Source organism: Janthinobacterium svalbardense, from assembly GCF_002327145.1.
Classification (GTDB): domain Bacteria; phylum Pseudomonadota; class Gammaproteobacteria; order Burkholderiales; family Burkholderiaceae_D; genus Janthinobacterium; species Janthinobacterium tructae.
On sequence record NZ_CP023422.1, the window covers coordinates 5513987 to 5528412 of the forward strand.

Annotated in this window: 11 protein-coding genes; 6 read left to right on the forward strand and 5 right to left on the reverse strand. The window is 61.9% G+C overall.

All coding sequences use genetic code 11. The annotated features are described in order from the left end of the window. Nucleotides 1-17: 17 nt before the first annotated feature. Together msbA and CNX70_RS24540 are read left to right on the forward strand one after the other, a co-directional pair. Nucleotides 18-1751 (forward strand): lipid A export permease/ATP-binding protein MsbA, encoded by a 1734-nt coding sequence (msbA, locus tag CNX70_RS24535; protein ID WP_071075669.1) that lies wholly within the window; start codon nucleotides 18-20, stop codon nucleotides 1749-1751. 35 nt (nucleotides 1752-1786) lie between these two features. Continuing rightward, on the forward strand, nucleotides 1787-2887 hold the full coding sequence (locus CNX70_RS24540) for a glycosyltransferase family 9 protein (protein WP_096237680.1): 1101 nt from the start codon (nucleotides 1787-1789) through the stop codon (nucleotides 2885-2887). A 15-nt stretch (nucleotides 2888-2902) separates the two neighbouring features. On the opposite strand, the gene CNX70_RS24545 is transcribed toward CNX70_RS24540, so the two are convergent. The 4 genes from CNX70_RS24545 to CNX70_RS24560 all read right to left on the reverse strand — a co-directional run bounded on the left by CNX70_RS24545 (nucleotide 2903) and on the right by CNX70_RS24560 (nucleotide 7287). Beyond that, the gene (locus tag CNX70_RS24545) at nucleotides 2903-3511 is read right to left on the reverse strand and encodes a response regulator transcription factor (protein WP_096238667.1); all 609 of its coding nucleotides are present in this window, start codon (nucleotides 3509-3511) and stop codon (nucleotides 2903-2905) included. Beyond that, a complete protein-coding gene (locus CNX70_RS24550) occupies nucleotides 3501-5096 on the reverse strand; it encodes a sensor histidine kinase (protein WP_096237681.1) in 1596 nt (531 codons plus the stop codon). Before CNX70_RS24550 ends, CNX70_RS24545 begins: the two co-directional genes overlap by 11 nt. A gap of 119 nt (nucleotides 5097-5215) precedes the next feature. Further along, complete coding sequence (locus CNX70_RS24555) at nucleotides 5216-6604, reverse strand: ATP-binding protein (RefSeq protein WP_096237682.1); 1389 nt, start codon at nucleotides 6602-6604, stop codon at nucleotides 5216-5218. Beyond that, nucleotides 6601-7287: a response regulator gene (locus tag CNX70_RS24560; protein WP_034786469.1), complete on the reverse strand. Its 687-nt coding sequence runs from the start codon at nucleotides 7285-7287 to the stop codon at nucleotides 6601-6603. Before CNX70_RS24560 ends, CNX70_RS24555 begins: the two co-directional genes overlap by 4 nt. Before the next feature lie 157 nt (nucleotides 7288-7444). Here CNX70_RS24560 and CNX70_RS24565 point away from each other — a divergent pair, with 157 nt between their 5' ends. The 3 genes from CNX70_RS24565 to CNX70_RS24575 all read left to right on the forward strand — a co-directional run bounded on the left by CNX70_RS24565 (nucleotide 7445) and on the right by CNX70_RS24575 (nucleotide 9776). After that, nucleotides 7445-8266 (forward strand): MipA/OmpV family protein, encoded by an 822-nt coding sequence (locus CNX70_RS24565; protein WP_157751264.1) that lies wholly within the window; start codon nucleotides 7445-7447, stop codon nucleotides 8264-8266. 176 nt (nucleotides 8267-8442) lie between these two features. Next, a complete protein-coding gene (locus tag CNX70_RS24570; protein WP_157751266.1) occupies nucleotides 8443-9435 on the forward strand; it encodes a VirK/YbjX family protein in 993 nt (330 codons plus the stop codon). Nucleotides 9436-9545: 110 nt separating this feature from the next. Further along, on the forward strand, nucleotides 9546-9776 hold the full coding sequence (locus tag CNX70_RS24575; RefSeq protein ID WP_071075660.1) for a DUF6139 family protein: 231 nt from the start codon (nucleotides 9546-9548) through the stop codon (nucleotides 9774-9776). A gap of 63 nt (nucleotides 9777-9839) precedes the next feature. Here CNX70_RS24575 and dnaE read toward each other — a convergent pair whose 3' ends face one another. Continuing rightward, a complete protein-coding gene (dnaE, locus tag CNX70_RS24580) occupies nucleotides 9840-13388 on the reverse strand; it encodes a DNA polymerase III subunit alpha (protein WP_425269210.1) in 3549 nt (1182 codons plus the stop codon). A gap of 126 nt (nucleotides 13389-13514) precedes the next feature. Between dnaE and CNX70_RS24585 the strand changes: the two genes are divergently transcribed. Continuing rightward, nucleotides 13515-14411 (forward strand): sulfurtransferase, encoded by an 897-nt coding sequence (locus CNX70_RS24585; RefSeq protein WP_096237685.1) that lies wholly within the window; start codon nucleotides 13515-13517, stop codon nucleotides 14409-14411. The last annotated feature ends 15 nt before the right edge of the window (nucleotides 14412-14426 follow it).

Genomic DNA, 14426 nt, shown 5'->3' on the forward strand with positions numbered 1-14426 from the left:
TGCAAGGAACCATACCGATGCTCACGCCCGACCTGAAGCGCCTCACCGCGCTGCACGCGCCCTATAAGAAACACCTGGCCCTGGCCTTGCTGGCGATGGTCGTCACGGCGGCCACGGAGCCGCTGTTGCCGTATGCACTCAAGTTACTGCTCGACAATGGCTTTGGTGGCAAGGTCAATTTTTCCTTCTGGCTGGTGCCGCTGATCGTCATCGGTATCTTTGCCATGCGCGGCGCATCGACGTTTGCCAGCAGTTACCTGATGAGCTATGTCTCCACACGCATCCTCAACGAACTGCGGCGCAGGATGTTTGCCAGCATGCTGAACTTGCCCATCGACTTCTACAACACGCACACGGTGGGCAAAGTCATCAACTCCATCATGTTTGAAGTGCAGCAGATCATCGAAATGGTGACCAAGGTGTTTACGTCGATCGTGCGCTCCTCGCTGACAGTGCTGGGCCTGCTGGCGTGGCTGCTGTACCTGAACTGGGTGCTGACCCTGGTGACCCTGGTGCTGCTGCCCCTGCTGACCATCGTCGTGCGCACCACGGGCAAGCGCCTGAAAAAACTCAACCGCGACTCGCTGGCCGTCAATGCCGAGCTGACCCAGGTCATCGAGGAAACCACGCGCGCCCAGCAAGTGATCAAGATCTTTGGCGGCCAGGAATACGAAAAATCGCGCTTCGAAGAGCGTGCCGAGCAATTGCGCCGCTACAGCATGCGCATGACGACGACCTTTTCCGCCACCGTGCCCATCACTCAGGTGATCACTGCCGCCGCCGTGGCCCTGGTCATCGTGATGGCCCTGTTCCAGTCGGAGCAGGGCCAAATCACGGTCGGCGGCTTCGTCTCCTTCATCACGGCCATGCTGATGCTGCTGACACCGTTAAAACAGCTGGCCGAAGTCAATGGCCCCCTGCAGCGCGGCATGGCCGCCGCCGAGGAAGTCTTCCAGCTGATCGACAAGACGCCGGAACGCACGGGTGGCAAGCCGCTCGCTGGCCGCAGCAAAGGCCGCATCGAATTCAAGGACGTGAGCTTTGCCTACCCTGGACATCAGGAGCCGGCCCTGCGACATATCGACCTGAGCATCGCGCCAGGACAAACGGTCGCCTTTGTCGGCATGTCAGGTGGCGGTAAATCGACCCTGGTCAGCCTGCTGCCCGGCTTTTACTCGGCCAGCAGTGGCGAGATCTTGCTCGATGGACAGAATATCGATGCCATCGCCCTGACCAGCCTGCGCAGCCAGATCGCCATGGTCAGCCAGCAAGTGGTGCTGTTCGACGATACCCTGGCCGCGAATATCGCGTATGGCGATGCGGCGCCGGACCGGCAGCGCATCGAAGCGGCCGCCGCAGCCGCCTTCCTGTCGGACGTCATCGACGGCTTGCCCGATGGCCTGGAAACACGCTTGGGCGACAACGGCTCGCGCCTGTCCGGCGGCCAGCGCCAGCGCGTGGCCATCGCCCGCGCCATCTACAAGGATGCGCCCATCCTGATCCTCGATGAAGCCACCTCGGCACTGGATACGGAGGCGGAACGGGCCGTGCAAGCGGCACTGGAGCACCTGATGCAAGGTAAAACCACCTTAGTTATTGCTCATAGGCTATCAACAATTGAACGTGCGGACCGTATCGTGGTATTGTCACATGGGAAAATAATGGAAACCGGCAGTCACCAGCAATTATTGGATGCCAACGGCGCGTATGCCAATCTGCATCGCCTGCAATTTTCCCAGCAAGTAGTTTGACACCATCGAATGAATACCTGAAATCGTACTGATACATGACGCCTTTGATTCCCGCCGAACTTCTACAAAAGTCGGACAAAATTCTTTTCATCGCCCATCTGGCGCTGGGAGACTTTACCTACCTGCAAAACGGTTTCCGCGCCTTTGCCGCGGCCTATCCCCATATGCAGATCCACCTGTGGGTCGACGAAGTGCGCCGCACGTCCGACGCCAGGCAATGGGAAGGCTTGCGCACCTATTCGCTGTATGACTGGGTAGAACAGTCGGGCCTGTTCTCCAAGGTATACCGCAAGACCTACAGCCCCGCGCTCTACGAAGAGTCACTGCGCGAAGCGCAGGCGGAGCACTATCCCGTCGTCGTGTCGCTGGCCCACGTACGGCCGCAGCAGTACGCTGATCTTGCCCGCGCGATCAGCCCGCGTGGGCTGGTGATCGGCACGCGCAAACCGTTCAGCCCGCTACGCCCCTGGCATTACCTGGCCTACCGCAAGATTGACGCCGTACTGGCCTCGTATGCGGGCCAGGATGCCGGCGAGCACCATATCAGCAGCGTGTATGCGGACTGGTTCCATCAATTGACGGGACTCGACATTCCCGTGGCAGAACGCTATCCCTTCGTGCACATTCCCGAACTCGCGTTGCAACAGGCGCAGGAACAGTTGAACGCCTGGGGCTTCGCCCCGCGCCAGGGTCCGCTCGTACTCCTGAACCCGTTTGCCAAGTCGCACAAGCGCGGCTGGCCGCTGGAGCGCATCGTCGAGCTGATCGCGCGCATGCAGGCCATGCCGAAGTGGGCAAATGCCTGCTTCCTGATCAATGCCATGCCGCAGGAACTGGCCAAGGTAACTGCCGTGGTACAAGCGCATGGCTTGCCGCGCACGCAGGCATTCAGTGCCGTCGACAACTTTTTCCAGCTGCCGGCCATGCTGGCGCAATGCGACCTGATTATTTCGGTGGAAACGTCGATCATGCATCTGGCGAACGCCGTGCATGTGCCCGTAGTGGCGCTGATGCGCAAGAAAAATCCGGAATGGGCGCCGTTCGACAGCGCCAACAGCACCGTCATCACGGTGGCGCGACGCAGCGACTGGGTCAAGGCGATCTCGGTCGATCAGGTATTGCAGACCATCGCCTAGACAACGCTGCAGCGGCTAACCGGTGCCCAGCATGCTGATGCGCACCAGGTCGGCCACATTATCGACACCGAGCTTGTCCATCAGGCGCGCCTTGTGCACCTCCACCGTGCGCACGGAAATGCCCAGTGCCGGGCCGATATCGCGGTTGTGCTGGCCCGTCACCACCAACTGCATCACCTCGCGCTCGCGCGGCGTCAAGGCGCGCAGCAAGGCTTGCCCTTCCACCTGGCGCTGCAACTGGCCGCGTGCGTGCGCCTCGCGCGAAAACGCTTCATCGATGGCGGCCAGCAGCTTGTCGTGGTCAAATGGTTTTTCCAGGAAATCGCTGGCCTGCGCCTTGAATGCCTGACGTGCCAGCGCCACGTCGCCATGCCCCGTGATGATAATGACGGGCAGCATGCAGTTGAGCTCCAGCAGGCGGCGCTGCAGACTCAGGCCATCCATGCCCGACATGCGGATATCGATCAGCAGGCAACCGGCCCACTCGGGCCGCCAGCTGTGCAGGAAATCCTCGCCACAAGAAAACAGGGCCGTGCGGTAGCCGCGTATGCCCAATAGCAAACCCAGCGCATCGCGCACGGCGGGATCGTCGTCCACGATAAACACCGTCAAATTACTTGTCACCACACTCTCCCGTCGCGGCTGCCCTGGCGTGCGCCAGGGGCAGGATAAAACGAAACATCCCATGCTTGCCCACTTCGGCCCATAACTGGCCGCCATGCGCTTCGACGATGCTGCGGCTGAGCACCAGCCCCAGCCCCAGGCCGCTGGCCTTGGTCGAGACAAACGGTTCGAACAGGCGTGCGGCCAGACTGTTGGAAATGCCGGGCCCGCTATCTTCCACGGACAGGCGCAGCCGGCCACCCTCGAGCGGCTCGGCCGAGACCGTGATGCGGCGCTGGCCGCGCGGCTGGCCCATCACCGCATCCTGTGCATTGGCCAGCAAGTTACGCAGTACCAGCTCGATTTGCAGGCGGTCCGCATTGACGGCCAGCGGCGACGGCGACGCCAGCAGCAGCTCGATGCCATGTTCATGGAACAGCGGCGTAAACTGGCGCGCCAAGCCTTCGATCAAGGCGCTTGCCTCCACCGCCTCGAGCTGCATCGCGCCGGTACGGAAAAAGTCGCGCAAGCGGCGCACCACGTCTGCGGCGCGTCCCGATTCCACAATCATATGCCCCACTGCGCCCTGCAGCAAGGCGCCGGTCTCGCCCCGCTCCAGCAGGTATTCACACGCCTTGCCATAGGTCGACAGGGCCGTCAGCGGCTGGTTCAGCTCGTGCGCCAGGGCGGCTGCCATTTCGCCGGCGGCCGCCAGGCGCATCGTGTGCTTCAGCTCGTCAGCCACCTGGCGCATTTCATCGACGACGATGCCGATAAAAAATCCCACCAGCGCCAGCACAGCATCGAGCAGTTGCAATTCATAAAACTGAATATCGACCGCATGCGACCATTTCACCAGGGTGATGATGCATAGTTGCAATACAAACACGGCCAGCACGGCGCCATGCAGGCCCTGGCGCGAGGCGGCCCAGATCACGGGAAGAAACAGGAAATAGAAATGCTTGTATTCGGAACGCACGATGGAACCGAAGACACTCCACAGCACGAAGCTGGCCAGGGCCAGATACGCCAGGGTTTCCCAGCGCCAGACGGCGGCATGCAGGCGCTCCCGCCCGCGCTCGCTGAACAGTACCCAGATCAGCGGCATCGACACCAGCATGCCGACCGTGTCGCCGATGCCGAAACGCCATACGGCCGTGCCCCACTCGCCGGCCGGTATGCGTCCCGTGAGCGACAGCAATGAAATATAGCCGAGCGCATTGAGCACGGTGCCCAACAGCACGATGGCGACCCAGGCACCCAGGCGGCGCCGGTTGTCGAAGATATCGCCGCTGCTGAAACTGCGGCGCAAAGCGGCGCCGATACCGCCATAGCCGAGCACCAGCCACGCCGAACAGAGCAAGGTCAGGGGCAGACCTGCCGGCGTGCCGCGCACCAGCACCTCGCCAGCCAGCAAGGCAATAAACCACGGCAATGCCGCCTTGCGGCCGTGGATCAGCCAAAACACCAGGCCCAGCGCGGGATCGGGATTCCAGGGGGTGATGTTCAGCCCGTACATCGGGTCGATGTACGTGGCCCAGTCAAACAGCAGATACAGGCCGACAAAGGCGGGATACGGCAGGTAGCGGGACAGGAATGGGCGCATAACGGTGTTTTTTTAACTGTCCCGCATTATGCATCGCAAGCGTGCGCCACGCCATGTCATCTTGCGTTGTAAGCACATGCAATAATCTTCATGCAATGTCGCAAGGCGCGCCAGCGCCCTCAGGCCTCGGCCAGCGGCAAGCGCACCTCCACCAGCAAGCCCAGGCCGCCATTACCTCTGTGCAACTGAATCGTGCCGCCGTGCTGGCGCACGACGGAAGCGACGATGGACAAGCCCAGGCCGCTGCCCGGCTGCACCTGCTGCGGCGCACGGAAAAAGCGGTCGAACACGCGTTCATACAGCGCCGGCGCGATGCCCGGCCCCTGATCGGCCACATGCAACACGGCCTGGCCCCGCTCCGCATGCAGCGACACCGTCACGCTGCTGCCGCGCGGGCTGTACTTGATGGCGTTTTCCACCAGATTATCGATCAGCGAAACCAGGCTCTCGCGCTGTCCGGGCACGCTGAGCGAAACGCTGGCCTGCAACTCGAGCTCGATATCCCCCGCCTGGGCCAGGCCGGACAGGGCCGCCAGCCGATCTTGCAGCAAGGTATCGAGCGCCTGCCGCCGCGGCAGCTCGCCAGCACCAGCCTGCACTTCGCTGCGCGTCAGCTGCAGCAGCTGCCCCACCAGGCGCGCGGCACGGTTGCCACTGTTCAAGATGCCGTCCAGCAACTCTTGCTGGCGCGGGTCGCTGGCCTGGGCCTGCAAGGCCTCGACATTCACGCGCATGGCCGCCAGCGGCGTGCGCAGCTCATGCGTGGCGTCGGCGATGAAGCTGCGTTCACGCGCGGCACTGGCATCGACCCGTTGCAGCAGGGCGTTGATATTGTCGACCAATGCCGCCAGTTCGCCATGCGGCGGCTTGAACGCCAGCGGACGCAAATCCTGCGGCCCGCGCGCCGCTACCTCCTGCGCCACCTTGCGCCACGGGCGCATGGCAAGACGGATCGACAGCCAGGCCGGCACCAGCAAGAACGGCAGGCTGATCAGCAGCGGCAGCAGGTAATAGCCATGTGAATTGATCGTGATAAAAAACTGCCAGGGGCCGCCCACCTCGAGCACCGTCACGCGCGTGGCCCCCTCAGTCAGGCTACGGCTGCGCCAGGCCTGTCCCTTGATGTAGATCACTTCCATCTGATCAGGACCGGCGCTGCGAATACCGCTGGGCGCTGCGGGAGACTTGTAGACCAGCTCGCCGCCGCGCCAGACCAGGATGCGCGGCGCCAGTTCCGGCACTTTCCCCATTTCAAACTCTTCGCGCAAGGCTTCGTCGATGGCGCGCAAGCTTTGCTCCTGTCGCTGCGGCTGCTCGGCCAGGTTATCGGCCACGCTGATAATGGCGTGCAAGACGCCACGGCCCACATTGCTCGCTTCGCCCGTACCATCGATCAGCACATACGCGACCGCCAGACTCCACAGCACGGTCAGCATCAGCATTTGCGCCAGCATCAAACGGCGCAGCAGCGTAGGCCGGCGCAGCATGGCCCAGACACGCCCCATCATGCGCCGGCACCCGGCGGGGTGGATGTCTCGCCTTGCTGGTCGATGACATAGCCGACGCCGCGCACGGTGCGGATATAGCCCTCGCCTATCTTGCGGCGCAAGTTACCCATATGCACATCGAGGGTATTGCTGGCGTTGGCCAGGCCACCGGGCAGGATATGCTCTTCCAGCACACGGCGCGTGATGACGCGGTTGGCGCGCATCAGCAAGGTCTTCAGCAAGGCATATTCACTGGCGGTGAGCTCCACCGGCCGCCCATGCACGCTGACACGGCGCGTGGGCACCTGCAGCAGCAGGCCGCGCAACTCGATGGTGTCGCCATCGAAGCCATAGCTGCGGCGTGCCAGGGCGCGCACGCGCGACAGCAGTTCGGCCAGCACAAACGGTTTCACCAGGTAGTCGTCGGCGCCGCCATCGAGGCCGCGCAAGCGCTGTTCCAGCGTATCGCGGGCGCTGAGGATCAGCACCGGCAGGCGGGCTGCGCGCAGCCGGGCCAGCAAATCGAGGCCATCGCCGTCCGGCAAGCCCAGATCCAGCAGCACCAGCTCGCAACTGTCGTGTTCGATGCTGCGCGCAGCATCCTCCAGGCTGCGCACCCACACCACTTGCATGCCCTGGTCGCGCAAGGCAATCCGCACGCCATTGCCCAGGTCCATGTCGTCTTCTATCAGCAATATCTTCATGTGGCGTATTAAACCACCGCAAGCTGAAGAATGGGTAAAGAAGCGCTCTTCATGCAATCTTAATAAAAGGCTCATTTTTCCTTCATGGCACAGGCCGATACTAGCCGCAGTCAATCGAGCCACTCCGGACTCGGTTCTCCACCTGACGGATAACTCCATGCACGCACCTACAACCCTGTTGACCTCGCTGGCACTGGCCTGCGGCCTGAGCCTGAACCCCCTGGCCGCCGCGGCGGCCGAACCGGCTGCGGATAATGTCTTCACCATCGGCGGCGGCGTCGCAGCCGTGTCCAGCTATTCCGGCTCCGACAAACTGTCGGCTTCGCCGCTGATCATCCTCGACTATGCCATGGCCAATGGCCTGTTCATCAGCACCTCGCGCGGCATCGGCTATGGCGGCCAGGCTGGGTCCTTCAGTTATAGTGCCGCGCTGGGCTACCGCGGCAAGCGCGAAGACCACAAGCGCACGGGCGTCAACGGTTTCGGCGGCAGCGATTACCTGAAAGGCATGGGTGAAGTCAAGGGCAACGCCAGCGCCTTGCTCAGCGCAGGCTATTCGCCATTGCCGGGCCTGTCGCTGAGCGTGTCGAGCGACATTCCCCTGTCGAATCGCGAAAATGGCGCGAACGTGCATTTCGGCGCAACAGGCCAGATCTACGGCCGCAACGATGCCAAAGGCGTGCAGCAGGACAGCGTCAGCATCAGCGGCCAGCTGGGCTGGGGCGAACGCAAGTACGTGCAGACCATGTATGGCGTAACGGCCACCCAGGCCGCAAATACTTCGTTCAAGCAATACACGCCCAAGGGCGGTTTCTATGAAGCACAGGCCACCGTCAACTGGGAGCACCGCTTCGATGCGCGCTGGGGCATCAATACCCTGGTCGGCGTCGAGCACCGCATGGGCGACGCGGCCGAGAGCCCCATCGTGCAGCGCAAAACATCCCCGATCGGCGCCGTATATGTCACCTACCGCTATTAAAACCGGGGCGACATAAGGGGAACCCGTACGCTGTTTCGCTAATTTACAGAGGGGAATGGCATGGATAAGATGACATGGTTTTCCGACTATGGCCATCCCTTCCATGCATGCATCGCGCCTTGCCCCGCACAGCACCGGGGGCACCCGGCCTATCCAAATACACATGGAACCCTTTGATGACACAAGCCATTACCCTGCATGCGGGCCTGAGCAATATGCAGCCGGGCATGTCCCGCGTGCGCGAGCTGCTCAAGCTGCAATTGCGGGCGCAGCTTCAGCGCCGGCAGACGCGCATCTGGTTACAGCTGCTCAATTCCCATCCCGTCTTCAAGGACTTGCTGCAAGCCTATCCGCGCATGATGCACAAGGTGTACCGCCATTACCTGAGCACGAACCTGTCATGCCGCCAGCGCGTCGCCTTGCTGGTCGAGCACTATCATTTCATCCTGCAACAAGGCTGGGGCAAGTTGATGACGCAGGCGGCGCGCGCGCCCGTGCGCCTGGGTAGCGTACCGGGAAAATCGGGTGCGCCCTACCACCTGCAGCTGTGTTCGCTACAACCGATGGACCGCGAAGGCGAGATGGTGCTGCAACTGGCGCATGGCGATGATGTGATCTACTCGGTCGCGTTTTCCTTTTTCGGTTCCCGCGCACGCGCCAGCATGGGCGTGGGCATCGGCTGCCTCCAGGGTCCGCGCGGCGCGGAAGGCTTGCGCCGGGTGCGCGAAGCCACGCGCGACCTGCATGGCATGCGCCCCAAGGCCCTGATGGTGCGCCTGGTGCGTCAGCTGGGACATGAACATGGCTGCCGCAACATGGTGCTTGTAGGCAACGCCAATCGGGCCGTCCACCATTCCGCCAAAAAGGGCAGGCTGTTCGCCGACTACAATTCCCTTTGGCAAGAACTTGGCGCCCAGGTACGCAAGGATGGCGATTTTGAGCTGCCATGCGAAAACCTGCCCCTGCCTGCCCTGGAAGACATTCCGTCAAAAAAACGCTCGGAAGCACGCAAACGCCACGAACTGACGCTGGCCATGATCGGCAGCCTGCGTAGCGGCCTCGACGCCCATCGCAGCCCGGTGCAGGTCGCCACGGCAGGCGCTGTGGCAGCCGCCAACGAGGCACGGCAAGCGACCGACCTGGAAGACAACGATTACGCTGCCGCCTGAGCCCCCTGCGGCACACGCTTCAACCCATGCGCGGCCCAATCCTGTTACGCTAGCGCTATCGGTATGCATTACGGTGCGCCGGTTCCCCCAACGTTTACTAGGAGGCATTCATGCGCGTAGACATCTACCGCCGGGCCGAGCACGACGGCATTTTTTCCTACCTCGCCGTGCCGGAAGGAAAGATCATTCCTGAAGAGGTGACCAATACCGACTGGCAACTCGAAGTACGCGCCAGCGAAGTGGCCGACGATGCCGAGATCTTGCCCGACTATCATATCGAACAGCCGCACCAGCAGATCGCTGCCAAGGGTTACGCGATCACGGGCCTGAAAGACATGTAAACCAATAAAGCCAAACCAGCATGTCTGCGGTTTGGCTTTGTTGTACGCGCCGGGCGGTGCTGGTCAGTATTCGACCGCCACCTCTTGCGCGCCCAGCATCTGCTCGAGTGCCATCTGCAATTCATCCGATGGCGCCACTTTCCACTCGTCCCCGAACTGCAGCACGCAGCTGACGCCTTGCGGGCTGACCCGCGCAGCGATCGGCAAGCCCGTCTCGGCCCGGTGCGGCATGATCACGTCACGGATACGCTTGGCGTCCAGCGTGGCCGGCAAGGTCAGGCCCAGCTGGCGGCCATACTGCACGCGCGCGGCGATGATGTCGAAGGCGCTCTCGGCCGTGATACGCAAGCCGCCCGAGAAACGGTCTTCCGACACCTTGCCCACGACGGCCAGAAATTCATCTTCCTTGAAGATTTTCCGGTTGGCATCGAACAATTCGCCATACACGGTCACTTCCACCGTGCCGCTCTTGTCATCCAGGGTGACGATGAGAATCTTGCCGCGCTGCGTCATCTGCGTGCGCAAGCCCGTGATGACGCCGGCCATCATGCGCGGTTCGCGCGACGGCGACAATTCAGACAATTTCGTGCGCGCAAAACGGCGCGCCTCGGGCGCATACGAATCGAACAGGTGGCCGGACAGATAGAAACCCAGGGCGATCTTTTCTTCCGTCAGGCGCTGCTTGTCACTCCACACGGGCACTTTGACGTACTCGGGCGGCGCCACCATGTCGCTGTCGTCGCCGCCGAACAGGCTCACCTGATTCGCCGCCTTGGCGGCCTGGTCGGCGCATTCCATGGCGAACGCCACGGATGCGAGCAGGATGGCGCGGTCGACCTTCAGGCAGTCGAAGGCGCCGCTGCGTATCAGGGACTCGATGGTGCGGCGGTTAATTTGCTTTTTATCCACCCGCTTGCAGAAATCGAACAGACTGGTGAAGGGGCCACCCGCCTCGCGCGCGGCGATGATGGCTTCGATGGCGTTCTGGCCGGAACCTTTCACGGCGCCCAGGCCATAGCGGATCTGCGTGACTTTCTTGCCGCTCACGGACGGCGCCGCGCCGCTCGGCGTGAAGCGGTAGTCCGATTCGTTGATATCCGGCGGCAACAAGGTCAGCTTGCAGATTTCCAGCGAGTCTTCCACCAGGATCTTGATCTTGTCCGTGTCGTCCATGGCCAGCGACAAGTTGGCGGCCATGAAAGCGGCCGTGTGGTGCGCCTTCAAATACGCCGTGTGGTACGACAGCAGGGCGTAGGCGGCGGCGTGCGATTTGTTGAAACCGTAACCGGCAAACTTTTCCATCAAGTCGAAGATCTCGTCGGCCTTGGCGGCCGTCAAGCCATCCTTGGCCGCACCGGCACGGAAGATCTCGCGGTGCTCGGCCATCTCTTCGGCCTTCTTTTTACCCATGGCGCGGCGCAGCATGTCGGCGCCGCCCAGCGAGTAGCCGCCGACGATCTGCGCCATCTGCATCACCTGCTCCTGATACACCATGATGCCGTAGGTTTCGGACAGAATCGCTTCCGTGCGCGGATCGGGGTAATCAAAACGCTCGCCGTGCTTGCGCTTGCAAAAATCGGGAATCAGGTCCATCGGGCCCGGACGGTACAGGGCCACCAGCGCGATAATGTCTTCGAAACGGTCGGGACGCGCGTCTTTCAGCATGCCCTGCATGCCGCGCGACTCAAGCTGGAACACGGCCACGGTCTTGGCCTTGGTCAACAGGTCGTACGACGGCTTGTCGTTCAGCGGCAAGGTGGCCAGGTCGAAATCGGCTTGCGCGGGATCGAGCTGCTTGATGTAGCGCACGGCGCGGTCAAGGATGGTGAGCGTGGTCAGACCCAAAAAGTCGAACTTCACCAGGCCAACGGCCTCCACGTCATCCTTGTCGTACTGCGACACGACACCCGAGTCGCCACCCTGCGTGTACAGCGGGCAAAAGTCTGTCAGCTTGCCGGGGGCGATCAGCACGCCCCCCGCGTGCATGCCGATATTGCGCGTGATGCCTTCGACTTGCTGCGCCAGCTCGAGCAACTGCTTGACCTCTTCCTCGTTTTCCAGGCGCTCCTTGAGCAACGGCTCTTCCTCGATGGCGTCGGCGATCGACACGGGTTTACCCGGCTTGAACGGGATCAGCTTGGAAATACCATCGCAGAAGTTGTAGCCGAAGTCCATCACGCGGCCCACGTCGCGGATCGCGCCCTTGGCCGCCATGGTACCGAAGGTGGCGATCTGCGAGACGGCCTCCTTGCCGTACAAATCCTTGACGTGCTGGATGACGCGGTCGCGCCCTTCCTGGCAAAAGTCGATATCGAAGTCGGGCATCGATACGCGTTCGGGATTCAGAAAACGCTCGAACAGCAGGTTGTATTGCAGTGGGTCCAGATCGGTAATCAGCAGCGAATACGCCACCAGCGAACCGGCACCCGAACCGCGGCCCGGGCCGACGGGCACGCCGTTTTCCTTGGCCCACTGGATAAACTCGGCCACGATGAGGAAGTAGCCGGGAAATTTCATGTTGCAAATCGTATCCGTCTCGAACTTCAGACGCGATTCGTAGCGCGGACGCTCCTTTTCGCGGCGCTCGGGATCGGGATACAGCTGGATCAAACGCTTTTCCAGGCCGGCCTGCGATTCGGCAACGAGGAACTCGTCGATCGTCATGCCGGGCGGCGTGGGGAAGTTCGGCAGTTGCGGCTTGCCCAGGACTAACGTCAAATTGCAGCGCTTGGCGATTTCCACGGAATTGGCCAGCGCGGCGGGCAAGTCGGCGAACAGCTCCGCCATATCGGCCTGCGACAGGAAGCGCTGGCTGTCATTGAAACGTTTCACCCGCTTGGCGTTGGCCAGCATTTCGCCTTCGGCGATACAGGTGCGGGCTTCGTGGGCAATAAATTCCTCAGGGGAAATGAATTGCACGGGATGCGTGGCAACAACAGGCAAGCCCAGCTTGGCCGCCAGTGCCACCGCATGGCGTACCTGCGCTTCCTGGTTGGCCTGGCCGCCGCGCTGGATCTCGACATAAAAATGCCCGGGGAAAATCTCGGCCCAGCGCTGCGCATTGCGCTCGGCCAGGGCCAGGTTGCCATTCTCGATAGCAATACCAACATCGCCGAAATGCGCGCCGGACAGGGCGATCAAGCCATTCGCCGCGCTTTCGCCCGGGTACAGGTCGTAGGTATTCGTCGCCAGCGCCTGCAGCCACTCGGTGCGCAGTTCCGCGCGTCCCTTGTACTGGTTGGTCAGCCAGGCCATCGACAGCAGTTCGCACAGTTGCAAATAGCCCATGCGATTCTTCGCCAGCAACAGCAAACGCGACGGCTTTTCGCGGTTGTCGTCATTCGTGATCCACACGTCGACGCCGACGATGGGCTTGATGCCCTTGCCGCGCGCTTCCTTGTAAAACTTGACCATGCCAAACAGGTTCGACAAGTCGGTGACGGCCAGCGCCACCTGCTTGTCCTTCGCCGCCGCCTTGACCACGTCGTCGATGCGCACCAGGCCATCGACGATCGAGTACTCCGAGTGCACGCGCAAGTGGACGAAGGCGGGCCCTTGCGGGGCTTGCGGTGAACCTGCCGGAGCGCCGGCCTCTTGCATTACCATTTCCATCTGTGTGTACCGTTTCGTGCAAAATTCAATGGGGTCTATTCTACCGCGTCGCGCGTACGGACCGGGTATCCGGCCTGGCCTGTCGGGCTTATAATATCGGCTGTTCAGTCTAAGCCGATCGCCATCATGCAAGCCATCACCCCAGCAACACCCGCCGTTTCCGCCGCCGTCAGCCCGCTGGCCGCCACGTTTGTCAATATCGCCGCGTATAAATTCATCACGCTAGCCGATACGGAAGCCATGCGTCCCTTGTATCAGGAGCAATGCCTGGCGCTGGAACTGAAGGGGACGATCCTGCTGACGCCGGAAGGCATCAACATGTTCCTGTCGGGCACGCGCGAGCATATCGACAGCTTCCTCGCCTGGGTCCGCAGCGACGAGCGTCTGGCCGATCTGGAATGGAAAGAAAGCTTATCGAATGAGCAATCGCACAAGCGCATGCTGGTCAAGCTAAAAAAAGAAATCATCACCATGCGCATGCCGCTGATCCAGCCGGAACTGGGCCGCGCCCCGTCCGTCGATGCGCACACGCTCAAGCGCTGGCTCGACGCCGGCGTGGACGACGCGGGCAAACCCGTGGTCATGATGGAAACGCGCAACGCCTTCGAAGTGGACGTGGGCACGTTCAACAACACGCTTGATTATCGTATCGACAAGTTCACGGAATTCCCGGCTGTTGCCGCCGCGCACAAGGAAGAACTGGAAGGCAAGACCGTCGTCACCTTCTGCACGGGCGGCATCCGCTGCGAAAAGGCCGCCATCCACATGAAGGAAATCGGCTACGACAGCGTGTACCAGCTCGACGGCGGCATCCTGAAATATTTCGAGGAAGTGGGCGGCGAGCACTATACGGGCGACTGTTTCGTGTTCGACTACCGCACGGCCCTGAACCCGAAACTGGAACCGACGGAAACCGTGCAATGTTTCGTCTGCCGCGCCGTCGTCACCCCGCGCCAGCAACTGGCGCCGGAATATGTGTACGAGGTGTCTTGTCCGCATTGCTACGGGAAAAAGACGAGCTGAGAGCACCACGGCCAC

Excerpts from the sequence above, each read along its gene's own strand:
- CNX70_RS24560 (WP_034786469.1), bottom strand. The coding sequence starts at position 7,287 with ATGAAGATATTGCTGATAGAAGACGACATGGACCTGGGCAATGGCGTG.
- CNX70_RS24585 (WP_096237685.1), top strand. The coding sequence starts at position 13,515 with ATGCAAGCCATCACCCCAGCAACACCCGCCGTTTCCGCCGCCGTCAGC.
- CNX70_RS24555 (WP_096237682.1), bottom strand. The coding sequence starts at position 6,604 with ATGATGGGGCGTGTCTGGGCCATGCTGCGCCGGCCTACGCTGCTGCGC.
- CNX70_RS24540 (WP_096237680.1), top strand. The coding sequence starts at position 1,787 with ATGACGCCTTTGATTCCCGCCGAACTTCTACAAAAGTCGGACAAAATT.
- CNX70_RS24575 (WP_071075660.1), top strand. The coding sequence starts at position 9,546 with ATGCGCGTAGACATCTACCGCCGGGCCGAGCACGACGGCATTTTTTCC.
- CNX70_RS24570 (WP_157751266.1), top strand. The coding sequence starts at position 8,443 with ATGACACAAGCCATTACCCTGCATGCGGGCCTGAGCAATATGCAGCCG.
- msbA (WP_071075669.1), top strand. The coding sequence starts at position 18 with ATGCTCACGCCCGACCTGAAGCGCCTCACCGCGCTGCACGCGCCCTAT.
- dnaE (WP_425269210.1), bottom strand. The coding sequence starts at position 13,388 with ATGGAAATGGTAATGCAAGAGGCCGGCGCTCCGGCAGGTTCACCGCAA.
- CNX70_RS24565 (WP_157751264.1), top strand. The coding sequence starts at position 7,445 with ATGCACGCACCTACAACCCTGTTGACCTCGCTGGCACTGGCCTGCGGC.
- CNX70_RS24550 (WP_096237681.1), bottom strand. The coding sequence starts at position 5,096 with ATGCGCCCATTCCTGTCCCGCTACCTGCCGTATCCCGCCTTTGTCGGC.